At 61.6% G+C, this 20,720-nt stretch carries 21 protein-coding genes; 17 read left to right on the top strand and 4 right to left on the bottom strand.

What is annotated here, in order from left to right:
• The first annotated feature begins 6 nt into the window (after nucleotides 1–6).
• From trmFO to B5F28_RS14375, 17 genes are all read left to right on the top strand, one after another.
• The gene (gene trmFO, locus B5F28_RS01710; protein ID WP_087292662.1) at nucleotides 7–1,317 is read left to right on the top strand and encodes a methylenetetrahydrofolate--tRNA-(uracil(54)-C(5))-methyltransferase (FADH(2)-oxidizing) TrmFO; all 1,311 of its coding nucleotides are present in this window, start codon (nucleotides 7–9) and stop codon (nucleotides 1,315–1,317) included.
• 42 nt (nucleotides 1,318–1,359) lie between these two features.
• A complete protein-coding gene (gene plsX / locus B5F28_RS01705; protein ID WP_087292659.1) occupies nucleotides 1,360–2,367 on the top strand; it encodes a phosphate acyltransferase PlsX in 1,008 nt (335 codons plus the stop codon).
• A 3-nt stretch (nucleotides 2,368–2,370) separates the two neighbouring features.
• Nucleotides 2,371–3,036, top strand: a complete 666-nt coding sequence (gene rnc, locus B5F28_RS01700; protein ID WP_087292655.1) for a ribonuclease III — start codon at nucleotides 2,371–2,373, stop codon at nucleotides 3,034–3,036.
• A gap of 148 nt (nucleotides 3,037–3,184) precedes the next feature.
• Complete coding sequence (smc, locus tag B5F28_RS01695) at nucleotides 3,185–6,742, top strand: chromosome segregation protein SMC (protein ID WP_087292652.1); 3,558 nt, start codon at nucleotides 3,185–3,187, stop codon at nucleotides 6,740–6,742.
• A gap of 94 nt (nucleotides 6,743–6,836) precedes the next feature.
• The gene (ftsY, locus tag B5F28_RS01690; RefSeq protein ID WP_087292649.1) at nucleotides 6,837–7,754 is read left to right on the top strand and encodes a signal recognition particle-docking protein FtsY; all 918 of its coding nucleotides are present in this window, start codon (nucleotides 6,837–6,839) and stop codon (nucleotides 7,752–7,754) included.
• A gap of 20 nt (nucleotides 7,755–7,774) precedes the next feature.
• Nucleotides 7,775–8,410, top strand: coding sequence for an RdgB/HAM1 family non-canonical purine NTP pyrophosphatase (rdgB, locus tag B5F28_RS01685; protein WP_087292646.1), 636 nt, complete (start codon nucleotides 7,775–7,777; stop codon nucleotides 8,408–8,410).
• A 40-nt stretch (nucleotides 8,411–8,450) separates the two neighbouring features.
• Nucleotides 8,451–8,756 (top strand): YhbY family RNA-binding protein, encoded by a 306-nt coding sequence (locus tag B5F28_RS01680; protein WP_087181547.1) that lies wholly within the window; start codon nucleotides 8,451–8,453, stop codon nucleotides 8,754–8,756.
• A 121-nt stretch (nucleotides 8,757–8,877) separates the two neighbouring features.
• Nucleotides 8,878–9,465, top strand: coding sequence for a nicotinate (nicotinamide) nucleotide adenylyltransferase (nadD, locus tag B5F28_RS01675; protein ID WP_158097482.1), 588 nt, complete (start codon nucleotides 8,878–8,880; stop codon nucleotides 9,463–9,465).
• 6 nt (nucleotides 9,466–9,471) lie between these two features.
• On the top strand, nucleotides 9,472–10,059 hold the full coding sequence (gene yqeK / locus B5F28_RS01670) for a bis(5'-nucleosyl)-tetraphosphatase (symmetrical) YqeK (protein ID WP_087292640.1): 588 nt from the start codon (nucleotides 9,472–9,474) through the stop codon (nucleotides 10,057–10,059).
• Nucleotides 10,052–11,404 carry an LCP family protein gene (locus B5F28_RS01665; RefSeq protein WP_087292637.1) on the top strand — a complete coding sequence of 451 codons (1,353 nt, stop codon included), beginning with the start codon at nucleotides 10,052–10,054 and terminating at the stop codon, nucleotides 11,402–11,404. Before yqeK ends, B5F28_RS01665 begins: the two co-directional genes overlap by 8 nt.
• A gap of 55 nt (nucleotides 11,405–11,459) precedes the next feature.
• The gene (gene rsfS / locus B5F28_RS01660) at nucleotides 11,460–11,831 is read left to right on the top strand and encodes a ribosome silencing factor (protein WP_087292634.1); all 372 of its coding nucleotides are present in this window, start codon (nucleotides 11,460–11,462) and stop codon (nucleotides 11,829–11,831) included.
• Between the two features lie 147 nt (nucleotides 11,832–11,978).
• Nucleotides 11,979–14,399, top strand: coding sequence for a leucine--tRNA ligase (gene leuS / locus B5F28_RS01655; protein WP_087292959.1), 2,421 nt, complete (start codon nucleotides 11,979–11,981; stop codon nucleotides 14,397–14,399).
• Between the two features lie 186 nt (nucleotides 14,400–14,585).
• Complete coding sequence (gene rpsU / locus B5F28_RS01650; protein ID WP_058963227.1) at nucleotides 14,586–14,762, top strand: 30S ribosomal protein S21; 177 nt, start codon at nucleotides 14,586–14,588, stop codon at nucleotides 14,760–14,762.
• Nucleotides 14,763–14,884: 122 nt separating this feature from the next.
• Nucleotides 14,885–15,388 (top strand): YqeG family HAD IIIA-type phosphatase, encoded by a 504-nt coding sequence (locus tag B5F28_RS01645; protein ID WP_087292631.1) that lies wholly within the window; start codon nucleotides 14,885–14,887, stop codon nucleotides 15,386–15,388.
• Nucleotides 15,385–16,239, top strand: a complete 855-nt coding sequence (locus tag B5F28_RS01640; protein WP_087292628.1) for a TIM barrel protein — start codon at nucleotides 15,385–15,387, stop codon at nucleotides 16,237–16,239. The genes B5F28_RS01645 and B5F28_RS01640 overlap by 4 nt, the downstream gene beginning before the upstream one ends.
• A 189-nt stretch (nucleotides 16,240–16,428) precedes the next feature.
• Complete coding sequence (gene efp / locus B5F28_RS01635) at nucleotides 16,429–16,986, top strand: elongation factor P (protein WP_087292625.1); 558 nt, start codon at nucleotides 16,429–16,431, stop codon at nucleotides 16,984–16,986.
• A gap of 154 nt (nucleotides 16,987–17,140) precedes the next feature.
• On the top strand, nucleotides 17,141–17,581 hold the full coding sequence (locus tag B5F28_RS14375; protein WP_143424666.1) for a CD1247 N-terminal domain-containing protein: 441 nt from the start codon (nucleotides 17,141–17,143) through the stop codon (nucleotides 17,579–17,581).
• 132 nt (nucleotides 17,582–17,713) lie between these two features.
• Here B5F28_RS14375 and B5F28_RS01630 read toward each other — a convergent pair whose 3' ends face one another.
• The 4 genes from B5F28_RS01630 to B5F28_RS01615 all read right to left on the bottom strand — a co-directional run bounded on the left by B5F28_RS01630 (nucleotide 17,714) and on the right by B5F28_RS01615 (nucleotide 20,703).
• A complete protein-coding gene (locus B5F28_RS01630) occupies nucleotides 17,714–19,117 on the bottom strand; it encodes an MATE family efflux transporter (RefSeq protein WP_087292622.1) in 1,404 nt (467 codons plus the stop codon).
• Nucleotides 19,118–19,230: 113 nt separating this feature from the next.
• Nucleotides 19,231–19,530: a hypothetical protein gene (locus B5F28_RS01625; protein WP_087292619.1), complete on the bottom strand. Its 300-nt coding sequence runs from the start codon at nucleotides 19,528–19,530 to the stop codon at nucleotides 19,231–19,233.
• Nucleotides 19,531–19,609: 79 nt separating this feature from the next.
• Nucleotides 19,610–19,975 carry a DUF2304 domain-containing protein gene (locus B5F28_RS01620; RefSeq protein WP_087292616.1) on the bottom strand — a complete coding sequence of 122 codons (366 nt, stop codon included), beginning with the start codon at nucleotides 19,973–19,975 and terminating at the stop codon, nucleotides 19,610–19,612.
• A 5-nt stretch (nucleotides 19,976–19,980) separates the two neighbouring features.
• Complete coding sequence (locus tag B5F28_RS01615; protein WP_087292613.1) at nucleotides 19,981–20,703, bottom strand: glycosyltransferase family 2 protein; 723 nt, start codon at nucleotides 20,701–20,703, stop codon at nucleotides 19,981–19,983.
• Nucleotides 20,704–20,720: the final 17 nt, after the last annotated feature.

The raw sequence follows: 20,720 nt of genomic DNA, 5'->3' as shown, positions 1-20,720 counted from the left end.
AGAGCTATGGAAAAACAAGTAACGATCTTAGGGGCGGGCCTTGCGGGCTGCGAGGCCGCCCTCTGGCTGGCCGAGCAGGGCGTACAGGTGGATCTGTACGAGCAGAAGCCGGTCAAATTCAGCCCCGCCCACAAAAGTGAGGGCTTTGCCGAGCTGGTCTGCTCCAACAGCCTGAAGGCCGACCGGCTGGACTCCGCGTCCGGCCTGCTGAAAGCCGAAATGAAGCTGCTGGGCAGCCATCTGCTCAAGGCCGCCGAGGCCACCCGCGTGGCAGCGGGCGGCGCGCTGGCCGTGGACCGGGACGCCTTCAGCGCCGCGGTCACCAAAATGGTGAAGAGCCAGCCGAACATCACCCTGCACACCGGCGAGGTCACCGCCATTGACGAGAACCGGCTCACGCTGGTGGCCACCGGCCCCCTCACCGAAGGGGCTCTGGCCGACGAGATCACCCGGCTGACCGGGGGCGACAAGCTGAGCTTTTACGACGCGGCGGCCCCCATCGTCACCGCCGAAAGCCTGGACATGAACAAGGTCTTCGCCGCCAGCCGTTACGGCCGGGGCGACGCGGACTACCTGAACTGCCCCTTTAATAAGGAAGAGTACGAGGCCTTCCACGCCGCTCTGGTGAGCGCGGAAAAAGCCCCTCTGCATGAGTTCGACGGCAAGCTCACCGTCTACGAGGGCTGCATGCCCATCGAGGTGATGGCTTCCCGCGGGGCCGACACCATGCGCTTCGGCCCCCTGCGCCCGGTGGGCCTCACCGACCCCCGCACCGGCCACCGGCCCTGGGCCAACGTGCAGCTGCGGCGGGAGAACACGGGCGGAACCCTCTACAACATCGTGGGCTTCCAGACCAACCTGAAATTCGGCGAGCAGAAGCGGGTGTTCTCCATGATCCCCGGTCTGGAAAACGCCGAGTTCGTGCGCTACGGTGTGATGCACCGGAACACCTTCCTGAACAGCCCCCACCTGCTGAGCGCGGGCCTGAACCTGAAAAAGCACCCCAAGGTGTATTTCGCGGGCCAGATCACCGGTTTCGAGGGCTATATGGAAAGCGCCGCCTGCGGCCTGCTGGCGGCCCGCAGCATCCTGGCCGCACTGGAGGAACGTCAGCTGCCCGAGCTGCCCGCCGAGACCATGCTGGGCCAGCTGGTGCGCTACATCACCACCGAGAACAAGAACTTCCAGCCCATGGGCGCGAACATGGGCATCCTGCCCCCGCTGGCCGAGCATATCCGGGACAAGCGGGAGCGGTACCTGGCCATTGCCAACCGGGCGGTTGCCGCCATGGAGCAGTGGACCGAAAACGCGCAGTAAAAACGAAGCGAAACACAGCAGCATAGAAAGGGTGTGCAAACCATGAAAATCATTCTGGACGCAATGGGCGGCGATAACGCCCCCGCCGAGATCCTGAAGGGCGCGGCCGACGCAGTGGTTACCTTTGCGCCGGATCTGGAGATCATCGCCGTGGGCGATGCCGAGAAGATCGCCGCCTGTGCCAGGGAGAACAACCTGAAGCTGGATCACATCGAGATCGTGAACGCCACCGAGACCATTGAAATGTGCGACGAGCCCGCCAAGGCCGTGCGCACCAAAAAGGATTCCAGCATGGTGGTGGGCCTGAAGCTGCTGGCCGAGGGCAAGGGCGACGCCTTTGTGTCCGCCGGCTCCACCGGCGCGCTGCACGTGGGCACCAGCCTGATCGTGCGCACCGTGAAGGGCATCAAGCGCCCGGCGCTGGCCACCATCATCCCCGGCAAGACCCCCTTCATGCTGCTGGATTCCGGCGCCAACGTGGAATGCCGCCCCTCCATGCTGGAGGCCTTCGGCGTAATGGGCAGCGTCTACATGGAAAAGGTCATGGGCGTAAAGAACCCCCGCGTGGCGCTGGTGAACAACGGCGCCGAGGAGTCCAAGGGCACCCCCACCTATGTGGAGGCCCACGCCCTGCTGAAAGCCAATAACCGCATTAACTTTGTGGGCAACGTGGAGCCTCGGGACATCCCCGCCGGCGTGGCCGACGTGGTGGTGGCCGACGGCTTCACCGGCAACGTGATCCTAAAGCTCACCGAGGGCCTGGCCAAGTTCTTCGGCGCAAAGCTGAAGGGGCTGTTCAAGAGCGGCGTCAAGGGCGCACTGGCCTACCTGCTGCTCAAGGACGGCGTGGCCGACTTCAAAAAGGGCATGGATGCCGACGAATACGGCGGCGCGCCCTTCCTGGGAGCGGCCAAGCCGGTCATCAAGGCCCACGGCTCCTCCAATGCCCGGGCCATCCATCAGGCCATCCGCCAGGCGAAGCTCTGCGTGGAGAACGATCTGTGCGGCGTGATGGCCCGCAACCTGACCAGCGAAGAGAAAGAAGCGTAACACATGCATCAGTTGGAAACCATCATCGGTTATACATTCAAAGATTCCACCCTGCTGGAAACGGCTCTTACCCACACCAGCTTTGCCAACGAGAGCAAGACCCCCATCCACCACAACGAGCGGCTGGAGTTTCTGGGCGACAGCGTCTTGTCCATCGTGGTGGCAGATCACCTGTTCCATCAGTGGAAGGACCGGCCGGAGGGTGAATTGACCCGGGCCCGGGCCAGCCTTGTGTGCGAGAGCGCCCTGTACGAGTTCGCCAAGGAGATCGACCTGGGCAGCTTTCTGCGCCTGGGCAAGGGCGAGGAGCGGGGCGGCGGCCGTCACCGCCCCAGCGTGGTGAGCGACGCCTTTGAGGCCCTCATCGCCGCTCTGTATCTGGACGGCGGCATCGAGGTGGCCCGCGCCTTCATCCTGCCCTTCATCACTGAGGGCAAGACCGCCGAGGCGGACTACAAGACCCAGCTGCAGGAGGTCATCCAGCAGAACCCGGAGGAGCGGCTGCGCTACGAGCTGGAGGGCGAGGACGGCCCGGACCACGACAAGCGGTTCTCCATGGCCGTGTACCTGAACTCCAACCTGATCGGCCGGGGCGTGGGTCACAGCAAAAAGGCCGCCGAGCAGGCGGCCGCCAAGGAGGCCCTGCGCCTGATGGGCCTGGTGGACTGAATCGGGCCGGTGTGGCGCGGGAAATCTCCTGTGCCGCACCGTTTTTGCCCGGCGCGAGAAAACAGCGCAGCCAAAAGCGGGCTGCGCGGCTTTCTCCTGCCGGAGCGAAGCAATCGCATTCGCATCCAAATGATCCCAGGGAGGATTTATGGTATTAAAGGAACTAGAGATACAGGGCTTCAAAAGCTTCCCGGACCGCATCAAGATCCCCATTGACCGGGGCATCACCGCGGTGGTGGGGCCGAACGGTTCCGGCAAAAGCAACATCTCCGACGCCATCCGCTGGGTGCTGGGCGAGACCAGCAGCCGCCAGCTGCGCGGTGCGGGCAAGATGGAGGACGTGATCTTCGGCGGCACCCAGAGCCGCGGGGCCATGGGCTTTGCCAGCGTGAACCTGACGGTGGACAACTCCGACCGGCGCATCGACGTGAACGCCGACGAGGTGGTCATCGGCCGCAAGTACTACCGCAGCGGCGAGAGCGAGTATTCCATCAACGGCCAGAACGTGCGCCTGAAGGACATCTACGAGCTTTTCCTGGACACCGGCCTTGGCCGGGACGGCTACTCCATCATCGGGCAGGGCCGTATTGCCGAGATCGTGGCTGCCAAAAGTGCCGAGCGCCGGGAGATTTTTGAGGAAGCCAGCGGCATTGCCCGCTACCGCTACCGCAAAAACGAGGCCGAGCGCCGCCTTGCCAGCGCCGAGGACAATCTGGAGCGCCTGCACGATATTCTGGACGAGCTGGAAAGCCGGGTGGGTCCCCTGGAAAAGGAGAGCGCCAAGGCCCAGCAATTCCTGGAGCTTTCCGCCCGCCGCAAGGAGCTGGAGGTCACCCTCTGGGTGGACAGCGTAAAGACCGCCAAAGAGACGGTGCGCGGCCAGCAGCGCCGTTACGAGACCGCCCAGGCGGACTACGACCGGATGACCGCCGAGATCGAGGCCATCGACGCCTCCACCGAGGGCATCCGGGCCGAGATGAACCGCCTCACCATGGAGGTGGACCGGCTGAACGGCGAGATCCGCACCATCACCGAAGAGGTGGCGGGCAGCGACAGCCGAATCGCCGTGCTGCACAACGACATCCGCCACAACACCGAGACCATGGCGGACCTTTCCCGTCAGCTGGAAGAAAGCGGGGCCGGGCGCGAGAGCTTTGCCGCCCAGATGCAGCAGCACCGGGAAGGCATTGAGGCCATCCGGAAAACCATTGAACAGCTGGACGGACAGATTCGGGAAAAGGAAGAGATGCTCCGGCGCATCCAGGCGGAAAACGCCGCCACCGGTGAGCGCCGGGGTCAGGTGACCGGGGTGCTGGCCGAGCTGACCGAGCGCCAGACCGCCGAAAAGGTGCGGGCCGCGGGCTGCGAAAGCACTGCCGCTACCGCTGCCCAGCGTCTGGAAACGTTGCAGAACGAACCCGCTTCCGGCCAGGGGCTGGAGGAGCTGGAAGGCGAGTTGGCCGACACCAGGACCTACTTAAACACCCTGGAGGAAAGCCTGACCCGGCTGGAAAATGTGAAAAATGGTCTGAACCTGAAGCTGTCCAGCCGGCAAAAGCAGCTGGAGGAGGCGGACGGCACCGCCGCCCAGCTGAACCGTCAGCTGGAGGCCTCCACCCAGCGGCTGCAGCTGCTGACCGATCTGGAACGGAACATGAATGGCTACCAGCACAGCGTCAAGACCGTGATGAAGGCCGCTCAGAACCACCGCCTGCGGGGCATCATCGGCCCGGTGAGCAGCATCCTCACGGTGCAGCCGGGCTATGAGGTGGCCATCGAGACCGCTCTGGGCTTCGCGCTGCAGAACATCGTGGTGGACGGTGAAACCGCCGCCAAGGCCGCCATGGCCTTCCTGCGCAACGAGCGTGCGGGCCGGGCCACCTTCCTGCCGCTGGATACCGTGAAGGGCAGTCACTTCGATGCCTCCCGCTTGACCGGCAGCGCCCGGGTGGCGTCCAGTCTAGTGGACTATGACCCCAAATACAACAACATCGTGGCGAACCTCCTGGGCCGCATCATCGTGGTGGACGAGATCGAGGAGGCCAGCCGGGTCGCCCGTGCGCTGGACTATCGCAACCGGATCGTCACCGCCGATGGTCAGGTCATCAACGCGGGCGGTTCCTTCACCGGTGGTAGCGTGAGCCAGTCCGCCGGCCTGTTCAGCCGCCGCCAGGAAATTGAGGATCTGCGCAAGAAGATCGGTTCCCTGCAGAATAAGCAGGGCCAGGCTCAGGCCGCGGCGGACAAGCTGAAGGCCGAGGTGGAAGCCCTGAATGCCCAGCTGACCGCCGCCTCCAGCGAGGCCATCACTGCGGGCGGCGATAAGATCCGGGCCGAGGGCGAACTGCGCCGCATCGAAGCGGCCATCAGCCAGGCCCAGGCCGCCGCCCAGCTGCGCGCCGCCGAGTGCGAGCAGCTGAACGAGACCATCCGCGGCAGCCGCAGGGAGCTGGAGGAGGCCAAGGCCGAGGAGACTCGTCTGGGCCAGCAGATCGCCGCTCTGGAGGCGGAGCTGGCCGAGCTGGCCGGAAGCGACGACAGCTTCCTGGCCACCCGGGCCCGCCTGTCCGATGAGCTGAGCGAGACCCGCCTGGCCCGTCTGGCCGCCGAGAAGGACGTGAGCCTGCACGAGGCCTCCATCCGGGATCTGGAAAGCCGTCACGGCGAGAGCGGTCAGCGGGAGCTGGCTCTGCGGGAGAACATCGAGCGGCTGAAAAAAGCCAACGAGGAGCACGAGCAGAGCATCCGCACCATCCAGGAGGAAAAGGAAAAGAGCGCCGGGCGCATCCGCGAGGCCGAGGAGGCCATCCGCAAGGCCGCCGAGGAGCGGATGCAGAAGGAAGGCAGCATCAGCCGCGAGAGCCAGCGCCAGCGGGCGGTGAGCGACGAGCGTGAAAAGATGAGCCAGGAGATGGCCCGCCTGAACGAGCGCAAGGCCGCCGCCGAAAAGGAGTACGACGAGCTGATCGCCAAGCTGTGGGAGGAATACCAGCTGACCATGAGCGATGCACAGTCCTTCTGCGTGCCCTTTGAAAGCGCCGCCGACCTGCGCCGCCAGGTGGCCGAGACCCGGGGCCGTATCCGCGCTCTGGGCAACGTGAACGTGGGTGCCATCGAGGAATACAAAGAGGTGAGCGAGCGCTACACCTTCTTAAAGAACCAGGTGCAGGATGTGGAGAAGAGCCGCACCGAGCTGGCGAGAATGATCGCCGAGCTCTCCACCGAAATGCAGGACATCTTTACCCGCAGCTTTGCCGAGATCAACCGGAACTTCGGCCGCATCTTCACCGAGCTGTTCGGCGGCGGTACCGCCTGCCTCAAGCTGGACGATGAGCTGAACGTGCTGGAATGCGGCATCGAAATTCAGGTGTCGCCCCCGGGCAAGGTCATCAAGAACCTGGCCGCCCTGTCCGGTGGTGAGCAGGCGCTGGTGGCCATCAGCATCTACTTTGCCATTCTGGCGGTGAACCCGGCGCCCTTCTGCATCCTGGACGAGATCGAGGCCGCGCTGGACGATGTGAACGTGGCCCGCTACGCCCAGTACCTGCGCCGCATCACCGACCACACCCAGTTCATTGTCATCACCCACCGCCGCGGCACCATGGAGGCCGCCGATGTGCTTTACGGTGTGACCATGCAGGAGGACGGCGTGTCCAAGCTGCTGCGTCTGGACCTGGAACAGGTGGACGCGACGCTGGTTTCGTGATATAAAAGAAGAGTACTGTCCGCCAAAAAGCGGACGCAATCGAACCACAGGCCCGCCTTAACCGGTGTGGCATAAGGAAACGAGGGGAGACATTATGGGACTTTTCAGCCGGAAGAAAAAGCTGGATGAAGGCCTGGCCAAAACCCGCAAGGGCTTCTTTGCCGGCATTCTGGACATGCTCAACGCGGGCGAGATCGACGACCATATGTACGAGGACCTGGAGGAGCAGCTGATCCTGGCCGACACCGGTGCCGATGAGGCGGTGCGGCTGGTGGAGGAGCTGCGCACCCGGGTGCGCAAGAACCACATCAAGACCGCGTCCGACGCGCTGGCCGCCCTGAAGGACATCATCACCGATGAGCTGGTGGCGGACGCCCCCATGGACATGAGCGGCAAGCCCGCCGTGATCCTGATGATCGGTGTGAACGGCGTGGGCAAGACCACCAGCATCGCCAAGCTGGCCAAGCTCTATAAGGACCAGGGCAAGCGGGTGATGCTGGCCGCGGGCGATACCTTCCGCGCCGCCGCCGCCGAGCAGCTGTGCATCTGGGCTGACCGGGTGGACGTGCCGGTGGTGCGCCACAACGAGGGCGCCGACCCGGCCGCCGTGGTCTTCGACGCGGTGCAGTCCGCCGCCGCCCGTGGCTACGACATCGTGATCTGCGACACCGCCGGCCGTCTGCACAACAAGCAGAACCTGATGAACGAGCTGAGCAAGATCAGCCGCAGCGTGCACAAGGCCTGCGAGACTGCCAGCGTGGAGACCCTGCTGGTGCTGGACGCCATCACCGGCCAGAACGCCATCAATCAGGCCTCCCAGTTCATCAGCGCCGCCGGTGCCACCGGCATTGTGCTCACCAAGCTGGACGGCACCGCCAAGGGCGGCGCGGTCATCAGCGTGAAGCAGAAGCTGGGCCTGCCTGTGCGTTTTGTGGGCGTGGGCGAGGGCGTGGACGACCTGATGGAGTTCTCTCCCCACGATTTTGCCGACGCTCTGTTCGCTGAAAACTGATCCGAAGGAGACAGATTCCAATGCTCATCTGTGCAGCCACCGGCAACGCCGGTAAATTAAAAGAAATCCGCCGCATTCTGGAGGCCCAGGGCCATGAGGTGAAAAGCCAGAAGGAGCTGGGCATCACCCTGGAGCCGGAGGAGACCGGCACCACCTTTGCGGAAAATGCCCTCATCAAGGCAAAGGCCATCTGTGAAGCCAGCGGCCTGCCCACCCTGGCCGACGATTCCGGCCTGATGGTGGAGGTGCTGGGCGGTGCGCCCGGCGTTTACAGCGCCCGCTACTGCGGCCGTCACGGCGACGACGAGGCCAACAACGACAAGCTGCTGGCCGAGCTGGCTGGGGTGGAGGAGGGCAAACGGGCGGCAAAGTTCGTGTCCGCCGTCTGCTTCTACCTGCCCGAGGGCCGCTTCGTCACCTATCTGGGCGAGTGCCCGGGCCGGGTGATCTTCGAGCGCCGGGGCACCAACGGCTTCGGCTACGATCCCCTGTTCGTGCCCGATGAAGTGGGCCTGGCAGAGGGCGGCGTGCGCCCCAACACCGAGGACCGCACCTATGCCGAGCTGGAGGCCATTGAAAAGGACGCCATCAGCCACCGGGGCAAGGCCATGGCCCTGCTGGACAAAAACCTGGCCGCCTTCCTGAACGAGGGCTGAGCCAAAAACAATTGATTCTATAGAAAATAAGGAGAACACTATGCTCACCAGTAAACAACGCGCCGCGCTGCGCGCCGCCGCCAACACCCTCGATCCGGTCTTCCAGGTCGGCAAGGGCGAGATCGACGAGATGCTCATCAAGTCCACCGCCGATTGCCTGGCAGCCCGGGAGCTGATCAAGATGAAGGTGCTGGAGACCAGCATGTACAACGCCAAGGAGGCCGCCGCCATTCTGGCCGAGGCCACCGGCGCCGACGTGGTGCAGGTCATCGGCTCCAAGTTCGTGCTGTTCTTGAAGAAAAAGAAGGAGTCCAAGTTTGAGGATATCCTGAAGGCCGCCCGCTGAGCAGCCGAAAAACGGCCCGAAAAACAGATTGTTTACAATTTGTTTGTAACTTTTTTGAAATATCTGCCCGGCAAGCCTCGTTGTTTGAATGCATGGCCGGGCAGGATGGGGGAATGGTGCAATGAAACTGCTGTTGTTCGGGGGCACCTTTGACCCGCCCCACAACGGCCATATGCGACTTTTGCAGAGCGCCATCGACGCGGTGCAGCCGGATAAGGTGGTGGTCATGCCAGCGGGCATCCCGCCTCACAAGGCGGCCAGCGCCACCCCGGCCAGCCTGCGGCTGACCATGTGCCAGTGCTTTGCGCCGCTGCACCCGGATCTCACCGTCTCGGACTGGGAGATCGGCCGCGGCGGCAAGAACTATACCATCGACACGGTGCGCATGCTGGAAAGCCGCTACCCCGGCGCCGAGATCTTTCTCAGCGTGGGCAGCGATATGCTCACCACCTTCACCCAGTGGAGGGAGTGGCAGAGCCTGCTGGAGAAAACCACCCTGGTGGTGCAGAGCCGCTACAGCGGCGATGCGGCATCCCTTGCGGCAGCGGCCCGGGATCTGGAAGCAGCGGGCGGCCGGGTGGTCTTCGCCCATGCCCCGGTGCTGCAGGCAGCCTCCAGCGACGTGCGCGCCGGGAAGCTGGGCATGGATGCACTGCCGCCTCTGGTGCAGCACATCTGCAAACAGTATCATTTATACGAAAAGAGCTGAGGACCCATGAACGCAAAAGAAGCGCAGAAGATGGTAAAGGCGTGCCTTTCCCCAAAGCGCTACACTCACACCATCAACGTGCGGGACGCGGCGGTGCATCTGGCCGAAAAGTACGGGGCAGACCCGGCCAAGGCCGAGCTGGCCGCTCTGCTGCACGACGCGGTGAAGGAGCGCAGCCGGGAGGAATTGTTGCAGATATTGCAAAACAATGCTATAATGGCACAAAATGCCGAAAAAAGCCCCCCGCCGGTCTGGCACGGCATCTGTGCCGCCATCCTGGCCCAGACCGAATGGGGCGTCACCGACCCGGAGATCGTCAGCGCCATCCGCTGCCATACCACCGGCAAGGCCGGCATGTCCAAGCTGGATAAGATCATTTATCTGAGCGATATGATCAGCGCCGAGCGGGACTACCCGGAGGTGTACGAGCTGCGCAGGCTCGCCGAGGAGGATCTGGACAAGGCCGTCTGCACGGCCGTGGAGAAGAACATTGGATGGATGAGAGAATGCGGCAAATCCATCGACCCCTTGTCGCTCGAGGCCCTGGAGGACCTGAAGCGCGGCATGCAAACCAGGGAGGATACCCATGAATGAACCCAAACAGCCCCGTAAACTGAACACCGGCTCCGCTTCGGGCCGTTCGTCCGTGCCCAGCGGCTCCACCGGCCGCCGCATCAACCGCAGCGGTTCGCCCGCTTCCGGTTCATGCCAGCAGCGCACGGTCTACCATGCCAGCGAGCAGCCCCGCCGTCAGGCTCAGCCTCAGCGGCAGGATCAGCCCCAGCGGCAGGATCAGCCCCGGCGGCAGGCCCAGCCGGCAGCGCACCGGGGCCAGCCCCGCCGCCGTCCGAAGAAGAAAAAGAGTCCGCTGAAAATTGCTCTGATCAGCCTGCTGACCCTGGTGGCCGTGGTCTGTGTGGGCCTGTTCGGCCTGTATCAGTGGGTGGTGCACAGCATCAGCCCCGAGGGCGGCGCCCCCACCATCAGCGAGCTGATCAACACCCCCAGCGAGTATAAGGGCGATGTGGTGAACATTCTGGTCTGCGGCATCGACAAGGATGAGACCCGCAACTACGGCGGTGATTCCAGCTCCAACGACGGCATGACCGATATGATCATGTATGTGAACTTCAACGTGAAGGAAAAGAAGATCAACATGCTGCAGATCCCCCGTGATACCTATCCGGGTGAGGAGTACAGCACCGGCAAAACCGGTAAAATCAACGCGGTGGCCCTGCACAACGAGGGTGGCATCACCGATCTGGCCAAGCTGATCACCGAGCAGTATAAGCTGCCCATTGACTACTACGTGACCATCGACATGCAGTCTCTGCGTGAGATTGTGGATCTGTTCGGCGGCATCGAGGTCTATGTGCCGGAATATATGGAGTTCGATGGCAGCATCCTGTATCCGGGCCTGCAGACCATGGATGGCAACGCGGTGGAATTCTTTGTGCGTAACCGTAAGACCTACGCCCAGGGCGATATCAAGCGTCTGGACATGCAGCGTTATTTCTATCAGGGTCTGTTTGCCCGCATCCGTACTGCCACGGTGTGGGACATCGCCAAGCTGACCCCGGTAGCCCTGAAATATGTGACCACCGATATGCCCGGCGACGTGCTGGTGAGCCTGGGCGTGAGCTTCCTGCAGGTGGACAGCGCCAACATTATGATGTGCAAGGTGCCCACCTACAGTGCAGCTGAGCGATACAATGGACTGTCTGTGCAGGTGTGCGACACTGAGAAGACTCTGGAGCTGGTCAACACCTACTTCCGCAGCTACACTACTCCGGTGGACAGCCTGGATGTGCCCACCCTGCCTACCACTGGCTCCTCCACTGACCCCAATGTGCAGTACATGGGTCAGTTGGACACGACGGCTGGTGATACCGGCGAGAGCGGTACTGAGGATACCAGTACTGCCGAGGGCGGAGAATAAAACGAAAAACCACTTTGACTTTCCCGAAGAGGGAAAGCGAAAGGAGAAACAATAAATGGAAAGCTTGCAGCTTGCGACCAGCATCGCGAAAGTGCTGGACACCAAAAAAGCCGCGAATGTGAAGGTACTGAAGGTGCGGGATCTGACCGTGCTCACCGATTACTTTGTGATCGCCAACGGTACCTCTACCACCCACGTGAAGAGCCTGGCCGAGGAAGTGGAATTCCAGCTGGAGCAGCAGGGTGTGAAGACCCTGCGCACCGAGGGCTATGACGCTAAGAACTGGATTCTCCTGGACTACGGCACCGTGATCGTTCACGTGTTCTACCCCCAGGCCCGGGAGTTCTATGACCTGGAGCACCTGTGGGCGGATGCTGAGGAGTGCGACATTCGGTTCGACGCACCCGAAAGCGGCGCAGAGGAATAAATCAAACGGAACGCCGTCCTGTGCTTTTTGCGCGGGGCGGCCATGAGCCAGTTTTCCACAGCGGGAGAAGCCTGCGGTGGGAAACTGGCTGTCGCCGTTTTATTTTAAAGGGGCAAATCGCTCAAATTTTGGTTGGAGTTGATAAAGGTGAAATACGATTTCAAAGCCATTGAAAAAAAATGGCAGAAAGTCTGGGCGGACGAAAAGACCTTCGCCGCCAAGATCGACCACACGAAACCCAAGTTCTACGCTCTGGTAGAGTTCCCGTACCCCAGCGGCCAGGGTCTGCATGTGGGCCATCCCCGCAGCTACACCGCGCTGGACATCGTAGCCCGTAAAAAGCGGCTGGCTGGCTACAATGTGCTGTACCCCATGGGCTGGGATGCCTTCGGCCTGCCCACAGAGAACTTCGCCATGAAGAACCACATCCATCCCGAGATCGTGACCAAGAACAACGTGGCCCGCTTCAAGAGCCAGCTGCAGGCGCTGGGCCTGTCCTTCGACTGGGACCGTGAGATCAACACCACCGATCCCAGCTACTACAAGTGGACCCAGTGGATCTTCCTGCAGCTGTACAAGCACGGTCTGGCCTACAAGAAGGAAATGAGCGTGAACTGGTGCACCAGCTGCAAGGTGGTGCTGGCCAACGAAGAAGTGGTGAACGGCTGCTGCGAGCGCTGCGGAGGCGAGGTGGTCCACAAGGTCAAGAGCCAGTGGATGCTGAAGATCACCGCCTATGCCGACCGTCTGATCGACGATCTGGACGGCCTGGATTTCATCGAGCGCGTTGCCACCCAGCAGAAAAACTGGATCGGCCGCTCCACCGGTGCCGAGGTGAACTTCACCACCACCACCGGCGACACACTGACCGTGTACACCACCCGCTGCGACACCCTGTTCGGCGCCACCTACATGGTGGTCAGCCCCGAGCATGCCCTGGTGAACCAGTGGCTGGACAACGGCACCATCCAGAATGCCGAGGCCGTGCGCGCCTACCAGGCGGAGGCCGCCCGCAAGAGCGACTTCGAGCGTACCGAGCTGAACAAGGAAAAGACCGGCGTGAAGCTGGAGGGCGTGATGGGCATCAACCCGGTGAACGGCAAGGAGATCCCCATCTTCATCTCCGACTACGTGCTGGCCACCTACGGCACCGGCGCCATCATGGCCGTGCCCGCCCACGACACCCGCGACTACGAGTTCGCCAAGGTGTTCGGCCTGCCCATCGTTGAGGTGGTCAAGGGCCAGGGCGAGAGCCATCTGGACAAGGAGGCCTTCACCGATGTTGCCACCGGCACCCTGGTGAACAGCGGCTTCCTGGACGGCCTGAGCGTGGAAGACGCCAAGAAAAAGATGATCGAGTGGCTGGAGAGCGAGGGCAAGGGCCACGCCAAGGTGAACTTCAAGCTGCGTGACTGGGTGTTCAGCCGCCAGCGCTACTGGGGCGAGCCCATCCCCATGGTTCACTGTGAGAAGTGCGGCTGGCAGCCCATCCCCGAGAGCGAGCTGCCCCTGAAGCTGCCCGAGATCAGCGACTTCGAGCCCGGCGAGGGCGGCGAGAGCCCGCTGGCCCGTCACACTGAATGGGTCAACACCACCTGCCCCTGCTGCGGCGGCCCCGCCAAGCGCGAGACCGACACCATGCCTCAGTGGGCCGGTTCCTCCTGGTACTTCCTGCGTTATATGGACCCCCACTGCGACACCGCTCCCGTGAGCAAGGAGGCCGTGGAATACTGGGGTCCTGTGGACTGGTACAACGGCGGCATGGAGCACACCACCCTGCACCTGCTGTACAGCCGCTTCTGGCATAAGTTCCTCTACGACATCGGTGTGGTTCCCACCAAGGAGCCCTACGCCAAGCGCACCAGCCACGGCATGATCCTGGGCGAGAACGGCGAGAAGATGTCCAAGAGCCGCGGCAACGTGATCAACCCGGATGACGTGGTGGCCGAGTACGGCGCCGACACCCTGCGTCTGTACGAGATGTTCATCGGCGACTTCGAGAAGGCCGCTCCCTGGTCCACCAAGGGCATCAAAGGCTGCAAGCGCTTCCTGGATCGTCTGTGGGGCCTGGGCGAGATGATCGTTCCCGGCGAGGGCTACCGTCCCGAGCTGGAGACCGCCTTCCACAAGACCATCAAGAAGGTGGGCGAGGACATCGAGGTGCTCAAGCACAACACCGCCATTGCCTCCATGATGAGCCTGCTGAACGACCTGTACGCCGCCGGCGGCGTTACCAAGGACGAACTGCGCAGCCTGCTGATCCTGGTCAACCCCTTCGCTCCCCACATCACCGAGGAGATGTGGCAGCAGCAGGGCTTTGAGGGCCAGATCGCTCACGCTCAGTGGCCTGCCTACGATGAGGCCAAGTGCGTGGAAAGCACCGTGGAGGTGCTGGTGCAGCTGAACGGCAAGCCCAAGGCCCGCCTGAACCTGGCCTCCGGCCTGGATAAGGACGCCACCCTGGCTGCCGTGAAGGCGGACGCCTCCGTGGCCGCTCTGCTGGAGGGCAAGACCATCGTGAAGGAGATTGCCGTGCCCGGCAAGCTGGTCAACCTGGTGGTCAAATAAGCAAAGCTGTTGACGATTTGCAACCCGAGGACCAAAACCTGGTCCTCAATTGCAGAAAGTTTTGAATTTGCACAAGATTTTAGTTGACAGAACTAACTGTGGCATAGTATAATCGATATGTTGAATACCCTCATTTGGGGCTATACAACGAAACTCCTGCCTCAGGTCCAAGGGAGGGAAAAATAGATGTCGGAAATTCGTGTCAAGGACAACGAGTCGCTGGAGAGCGCGCTGCGTCGTTTTAAGCGTTCTTGCGCCCGCAGCGGTGTGCTTGCCGAGGTTCGCAAGCGTGAAGCTTACGAGAAGCCCTCTGTGCGCCGCAAGAAGAAGTCCGAAGCTGCCCGCAAGCGCAAGTTTAAGTAATTGCGGTTAGCCGGAACAAAGGCTGAAATGCGTGCAAACGCCCGAGCGGGTCCCCTGGGGGCCCGCTCATTTTTTTGTTGATTTTTCCGGGGCATCGGCCCCGCTTTTATGGGAGAAGCGCTATGTTCATCACACCGGAGTATCTTTTTTCCGGCGCGGCGGCCATCACGCCGGAATTCTTACAGGAGAAGGGAATCACCGCCCTGGTGCTGGATGTGGACAACACCCTCACCGGCCACGACAGCCAGCAGCTGCCCCCCGCAATCCGCGACTGGCTGGATCGGATGCGGGCGGCGGGCATCCAGCTGGCCATCGCCAGCAACAACAACGAGGAGCGGGTGCGCCCCTTCGCCCAGTCCATCGGGCTGGATTATGTGGCCATGAGCTGCAAGCCCCTCACCTTCGGTCTGGCCCGGGCCCGCAAGAAGTTCGAGGTGCCCCGGCGGCAGATGGCCATCGTGGGCGACCAGCTGTTCACCGACCGGCTGGCCGGAACGCTGTACGGTATCCCGGCTTTGGTGGTGCAGCCCATGTATGAGGATTTCAAAAAGGGCATTCGCTTCAAGCGCAGGCTGGAAAAGCCCTTTCTGGCCCGCTATTTCAAAAAGGGAGGGAAGCTTCTGTGAGCATTTTATTCGGAACCGCCGGCACAAGCCAGAGCTTTGCCGAGCAGGGCTATAAAAACAGCGTGCAGGTGCCGGAATATACCGCCAAAATGGGCCTGGACGCCTTTGAGTATCAGTGCGGCCGGGGCGTGCGCATCAAGGAGGAGCTTGCCTCCAAGATCCGCGCCCAGGCGGCGGTGCACGGCATCTACTTCAGCCTGCACGCGCCCTATTACATCTCCATGAGCAGTCTGGAGGAGGAAAAGCGCCTGAACAGCGTGGACTACATCCTGCAAAGCGCGGCGGCCATCCGTGCGCTGGGCGGTCAGCGGGTGATCTTCCACTCCGGCAGCTGCGGCAAGCAGAGCCGGGAAGCCGCCCTGGAAAAGGCGCTGGACACCATGCACCGCATCGTGGCAGCAGTGGACGAAGCCGGTTTCTCCGACATCGTGCTCTGCCCCGAGACCATGGGCAAGGTGGGCCAGCTGGGCACGCTGGATGAGGTGCTGGCCCTGTGCGGGGTGGACAAACGCATCACCCCCTGCATCGACTTCGGCCACCTGAACGCCCGGGACCAGGGCTCCATCAAGACCAAGGCGGACTATGCCGCCATTCTGGACCGGATGGGCGAGGTGCTGGGCGACGAGCGGGCCAGCAAATTCCATGTGCACTTCAGCAAGATCGAATACACCACCGGCGGCGAAAAGCAGCACCTGACCTTCGCCGATACCGTTTACGGGCCGGAGTTCGAGCCGCTGCTGGAGCTGTGCTATGAGCGGGGGCTCTCGCCGGTGATCATCTGCGAGTCCGCCGGCACGCAGGCGGAGGACGCTGCCGCCATGAAGCGGTATTACCAGAGCCTGGTCCGGTAACCGCCGGACCCCTGAAAAGGGCAAGAAAGGGCTTGAAAAATAGCCGTTTCTGGGGTAGAATAATAACAGATATGTCAGTGAATGCCCGCGCCGCATCGCTGCCGCCCAACAGCAGCAGCAAGGCCGCGGCGCTGGCAGTGCAAGGCCGGTTTGGCCGGGCCAGAATAAATTTTAATTGGAGGATCCTTTATGATTTCTGCAGGCGATTTTCGCAATGGCGTAACTTTTGAAGAGAACGGCAACGTGCTCCAGGTTGTGGAGTTCCAGCATGTTAAGCCCGGTAAGGGCGCTGCCTTCGTGCGCACCAAGACCAAGAACGTGATCACCGGTGCCGTGACCGAGAAGAGCTACAACCCCAGCGATAAGTTCCCCACCGCCTTCATCGAGCGCCGTGAGATGCAGTACCTGTACGAGGACGGCGGCCTGTACTACTTCATGGACACCGAGACCTACGAGCAGATCCCCCTGAACGAGCATGATCTGTCCGACGCCTTCAAGTTCGTGAAGGAGAACGAGATGGTTAAGATCCTGAGCTACAAGGGCAACGTGTTCGGCCTGGAGGCTCCCAACTTTGTTGTGCTGCAGGTCACCGAGACCGAGCCCGGCTTCAAGGGCAACACCGCCACCAACACCCTGAAGCCCGCCAAGCTGGAGACCGGCGCTGAGATCCGCGTACCTCTGTTCATCAACGAGGGCGACATGATCCGTGTGGACACCCGCACCGGCGAGTACATGGAGCGCGCCTGATTCAAGGCTTGATTCCGGAACGCATTCACCTGGGCGGCGGCTTTGCCGCCGCCCAGGTTTTGTTTTATCCAGTGTGAGCGCCACGCTGCCGGTTTTCGGCAGTGAAGGCGTGGTCATAAAAATGTTTGATACTTCTTCAAAGGAGGAATGAACAATGGAACTGAAAGAGCGTGCTGCATACCTGAAGGGCCTGATGGAGGGTCTGGAGATCGGCGACAGCAAGGAAGGCAAGGTCCTGAAGGCCATGTACGATCTGCTGGAGGATCTGTGCGACACCGTGGCGGACATGGACGATGACCTGGATCAGGTCTACGACGAGCTGGATGCCATGGACGAGGATATGGACGACCTGGAAGAAGCCGTGTTCGGCGACGACGAGGACGAGGACGACGAAGAGGAAGACGACGAGGACGAGGAAGTGGAAGCCGAGTACGAGCTGACCTGCCCCAACTGCGGCGCGGTAACCGTCGTGGACGAGGACACCCTGCTGAATGAGCAGGTTTGCTGCGGCAACTGCGGCGCCGAGTTCGAGATCGAATTCAGCGAGTGCGGTGAGGACTGCGACTGCGAGGAGTGCACCGAGGAGAACGAGTGATTCTCGGCCTCAAACATAAGCAAGAAAGCGGCGGATGGCAATTGCCATCCGCCGCTTTTTGTGCTTACAATGTTTTGTCTCTGTTGAAAAGGTTTGGTCTTACCGAAAGCGGAAAAACGCCGCAAGGGCCCTTTACCGGACAGATTTGACCGTTTCCATGGCCGAGAGCTCCGGCATCACGGTGCAGCGCATGGTGATGTAGCAGGCAAGGCCGCCGATCAGGTTGGAGATGGGCTCGGCCAGAAATACGCCGTTCACCCCAAGCCCGCCCAGATGGGGCAGCAGCAGGGTGAGAGGCACCACAATGATCGCCTTGCGCAGCAGCGAGAAAAAGATGGCCAGCTTCGCCTTGTTCAGCGATTTGAACACGCTCTGGCCGGAGAACTGAAAGGCCATCATCACAAAGCCGAAGAAGTAGATGTGCAGCGAGGGAACCGCAGCGGCCAGCAGCTCCGGGTCCTGGTTGAAGATGCGGATGAAGGCCTCCGGGAACAGGGAAATCAGCCCCCAGATCAGCAGAGTATAGCCAAAGCCCAGCTGGGTCATGAAGCGGATAGCCGCCCGCACCCGGTCCGCCACCCGGGCTCCGTAGTTGTAGCTGATGACCGGCGAAGCACCGTCGGCAAGGGCCAGCACTGGCGTCTGGGCGATCTGCCGCACCGAGTTGATCACCGTCATTACGCTGATGTACAGATCGCCGCCGAAGGCGCGCAGGGTGGAATTACAGGCCACCTGGACCAGGCTGTCGGTGAAGGACATTACAAAGCTGGAGGTGCCCAGCGCCAGAATGCGCTTGATGATGCCTGCATCCGGCCGAAAGCCCTTGAAAACCAGCCGCAGCTCCGCCTTCGGGCCGGTGAGAAAGACCATCACCCACACCGCCGAAAGCAGCTGAGAAAGCACCGTGGCAATTGCGGCGCCCCGTACACCCAGCCCCAGACCGAAGATCAGGATGGGGTCCAAAATGATGTTGGTCACCGCGCCCAGCAGCACGGTGAGCATGCCGGTGCGGGCAAAGCCCTGGCTGTTGATGTAAGGGTTCATCCCCAGCGAGGTCATTACAAACACGGTACCCAGCAGATAGATGGTCATGTACCGGGCTGCGTAGGGGTAGGTGCTGTCGCTGGCGCCGAACAGGTAGAGCAGCGGCTTGTGAAATACAATGCCCACCACTGTGAGCACGAGCCCGCAGACCATCAGCATGAACCAGGCGTTGGCCAGAATGGCCCGGGCGCTGTTCAGGTCCTTCCGGCCCCGGGCAATGGAACACAGCGGCGCGCCGCCCACACCGAACAGGTTGGCGAAGGCGGTGATCAGGGTGATGAGGGGAAAGCACAGCCCAAGTCCGGCCAGCGCCAGCGTGCCCTGACCGGGAATTTTGCCGATGTAGATCCGGTCCACGATATTATACAGAAGGTTCAGGATCTGGGCCACCAGCATGGGCGCCGCCACTGCAAGCACACTCCGGCGCACGTTGGGGCCGGAAAAATCCACCTGGCCACCCCCGGCCGTATGATGAAAATGAAGAAATGCCATCCTGCGATATCCATCCTTTCCTGCTGGGCATGAGTTTTAAAGAGCAATGGGCAACAAAACAGCGCACTGTTCCGTACCCGGAACAGTGCGCATCGTTTTGCAGTAAATGGTCGTTACTTTTTGGCGGGCGCTTCCTTCAAAGCGCGCTCCAGCCACATGGAGCCGATCTCCAGAGCGGTGTAAAGGCCGCTCTTGCTGCTCTGCTTCACCACCCGCTCGGGCAGGGGCTTGGCAGAATCGGTGCTCATGAGGATCACATGAATCTTATCGGCCATCTTCATGCCGTTTTCTTCCTTCTCGGTGAGAATCTGCATAAAAATCACAAAGGGATCAGCCAGGCTGCCGTAGTAGATCTCGTTGCCGCAGCGTACCAAAGGCTTGCCCTTGTAGGTCAGTTTCGGGGTATATGCCATTGTAAAAACCCTCCAGTCGGTTGATATATGTTATTTTTATTATACCATAAACGACTCAGAAACACAACGGCGGGCCGGTTCACAGGTCCAGCTTGCTCCGTTCGATCTTTTCCTCGTTCAAAGCCACTTTCTGGGTCAGGCTTTTCAGCTTGGAATCCATCTGACTGATCCGTACCGACATGTAGAACTGCTTGATGAGCAGCAAAAAGATAATGGCCAGATACACCACGTTGATCTCGCTCACAAAGCCGAATTTGCGGGCCACCCAGGTGGTGATCTCCGGGAACAGGCTCAAAAGCAAGAGGCAGGCGGAAAACAGCAGCCAGAAGATGGAGTCCTCGATCTGGACCTTTGCCTGACGGACCCGGCGAAGAATGAACAGGGTGGTGCACAGGCTGCCGCAGATCAGAAGCGCGCGCAGCGCAAGGGGAAGCAGTGGGGACATGGCGTTCAGTCTCTCCTTTCCGGGTAATAGAAGGTAACGGGCTCCCGCTTGCGGAACCACTGGATCAGCAGGATGGAAAGGCCCATCTTGAGCATGTATTCCACCGAGCGAGTAAAATTCAGGTAGCTGGTGCCGGTGAGCCGCTCGCCCATCTGCACCTGGATCTCGCGCACCACAGCACCGTTCTTGATCAGGTAGCTGATGGTATCCGGCTCGGGGCCATAGTTCAGGTTCAGGGCAAATTCCTCCACCATGCGGCGGTTGAACATCCGCATGCCGCTGGTGGGGTCGCAGATGGCCTGGCCGGTGGTCAGTCGGATGGCCCAGCTGATCAGGTAGCTGCCCAGCATGCGCAGGCTCTTGGGCTTTTTCACGGTGAGGAACCGGCTGCCGATCACAATATCGGCCCCGTTTTCCAGCTCCTCCAGCATGGGCTGGATGTATTCCGGCTTGTGCTGGCCGTCCGCGTCGAACTGCAGGGCGCAGTCGTAGCCGTTTTCGGCGGCGTAGCGCAGCCCGGTCTGGAAGGCACCGGCCAGGCCCAGGTTCACCGGCAGATCGATCAGCCGGAAGCCGTGCTGGCGGCAGAGCGCGGCGGTGCGGTCGCGGCTGCCGTCGTTCACCACCACATAGTCGTATTGGGGGTAACGGGCTGCCAGCTCGTTCACCACGCGAACAATGTTTCCTTCCTCGTTGTAGGCGGGAATCACGATCAATAGCTTGGACATAAGCGTTCAATTTCCTT

This window comes from Gemmiger sp. An194, from assembly GCF_002160145.1.
GTDB lineage: Bacteria > Bacillota > Clostridia > Oscillospirales > Ruminococcaceae > Allofournierella.
Note: the sequence above shows the minus strand (reverse complement) of the source record. Positions and strands in the feature narration are given on the sequence as shown.

Coding starts and splice junctions, on each gene's coding strand:
- B5F28_RS01645 (WP_087292631.1), top strand. CDS start 14,885: ATGTTCATCACACCGGAGTATCTTTTTTCCGGCGCGGCGGCCATCACG.
- plsX (WP_087292659.1), top strand. CDS start 1,360: ATGAAAATCATTCTGGACGCAATGGGCGGCGATAACGCCCCCGCCGAG.
- B5F28_RS01620 (WP_087292616.1), bottom strand. CDS start 19,975: ATGTCCCCACTGCTTCCCCTTGCGCTGCGCGCGCTTCTGATCTGCGGC.
- smc (WP_087292652.1), top strand. CDS start 3,185: ATGGTATTAAAGGAACTAGAGATACAGGGCTTCAAAAGCTTCCCGGAC.
- efp (WP_087292625.1), top strand. CDS start 16,429: ATGATTTCTGCAGGCGATTTTCGCAATGGCGTAACTTTTGAAGAGAAC.
- rdgB (WP_087292646.1), top strand. CDS start 7,775: ATGCTCATCTGTGCAGCCACCGGCAACGCCGGTAAATTAAAAGAAATC.
- nadD (WP_158097482.1), top strand. CDS start 8,878: ATGAAACTGCTGTTGTTCGGGGGCACCTTTGACCCGCCCCACAACGGC.
- B5F28_RS01625 (WP_087292619.1), bottom strand. CDS start 19,530: ATGGCATATACCCCGAAACTGACCTACAAGGGCAAGCCTTTGGTACGC.
- B5F28_RS01680 (WP_087181547.1), top strand. CDS start 8,451: ATGCTCACCAGTAAACAACGCGCCGCGCTGCGCGCCGCCGCCAACACC.
- rpsU (WP_058963227.1), top strand. CDS start 14,586: ATGTCGGAAATTCGTGTCAAGGACAACGAGTCGCTGGAGAGCGCGCTG.
- rnc (WP_087292655.1), top strand. CDS start 2,371: ATGCATCAGTTGGAAACCATCATCGGTTATACATTCAAAGATTCCACC.
- B5F28_RS14375 (WP_143424666.1), top strand. CDS start 17,141: ATGGAACTGAAAGAGCGTGCTGCATACCTGAAGGGCCTGATGGAGGGT.
- B5F28_RS01630 (WP_087292622.1), bottom strand. CDS start 19,117: ATGGCATTTCTTCATTTTCATCATACGGCCGGGGGTGGCCAGGTGGAT.
- B5F28_RS01665 (WP_087292637.1), top strand. CDS start 10,052: ATGAATGAACCCAAACAGCCCCGTAAACTGAACACCGGCTCCGCTTCG.
- ftsY (WP_087292649.1), top strand. CDS start 6,837: ATGGGACTTTTCAGCCGGAAGAAAAAGCTGGATGAAGGCCTGGCCAAA.
- rsfS (WP_087292634.1), top strand. CDS start 11,460: ATGGAAAGCTTGCAGCTTGCGACCAGCATCGCGAAAGTGCTGGACACC.
- trmFO (WP_087292662.1), top strand. CDS start 7: ATGGAAAAACAAGTAACGATCTTAGGGGCGGGCCTTGCGGGCTGCGAG.
- B5F28_RS01615 (WP_087292613.1), bottom strand. CDS start 20,703: ATGTCCAAGCTATTGATCGTGATTCCCGCCTACAACGAGGAAGGAAAC.
- yqeK (WP_087292640.1), top strand. CDS start 9,472: ATGAACGCAAAAGAAGCGCAGAAGATGGTAAAGGCGTGCCTTTCCCCA.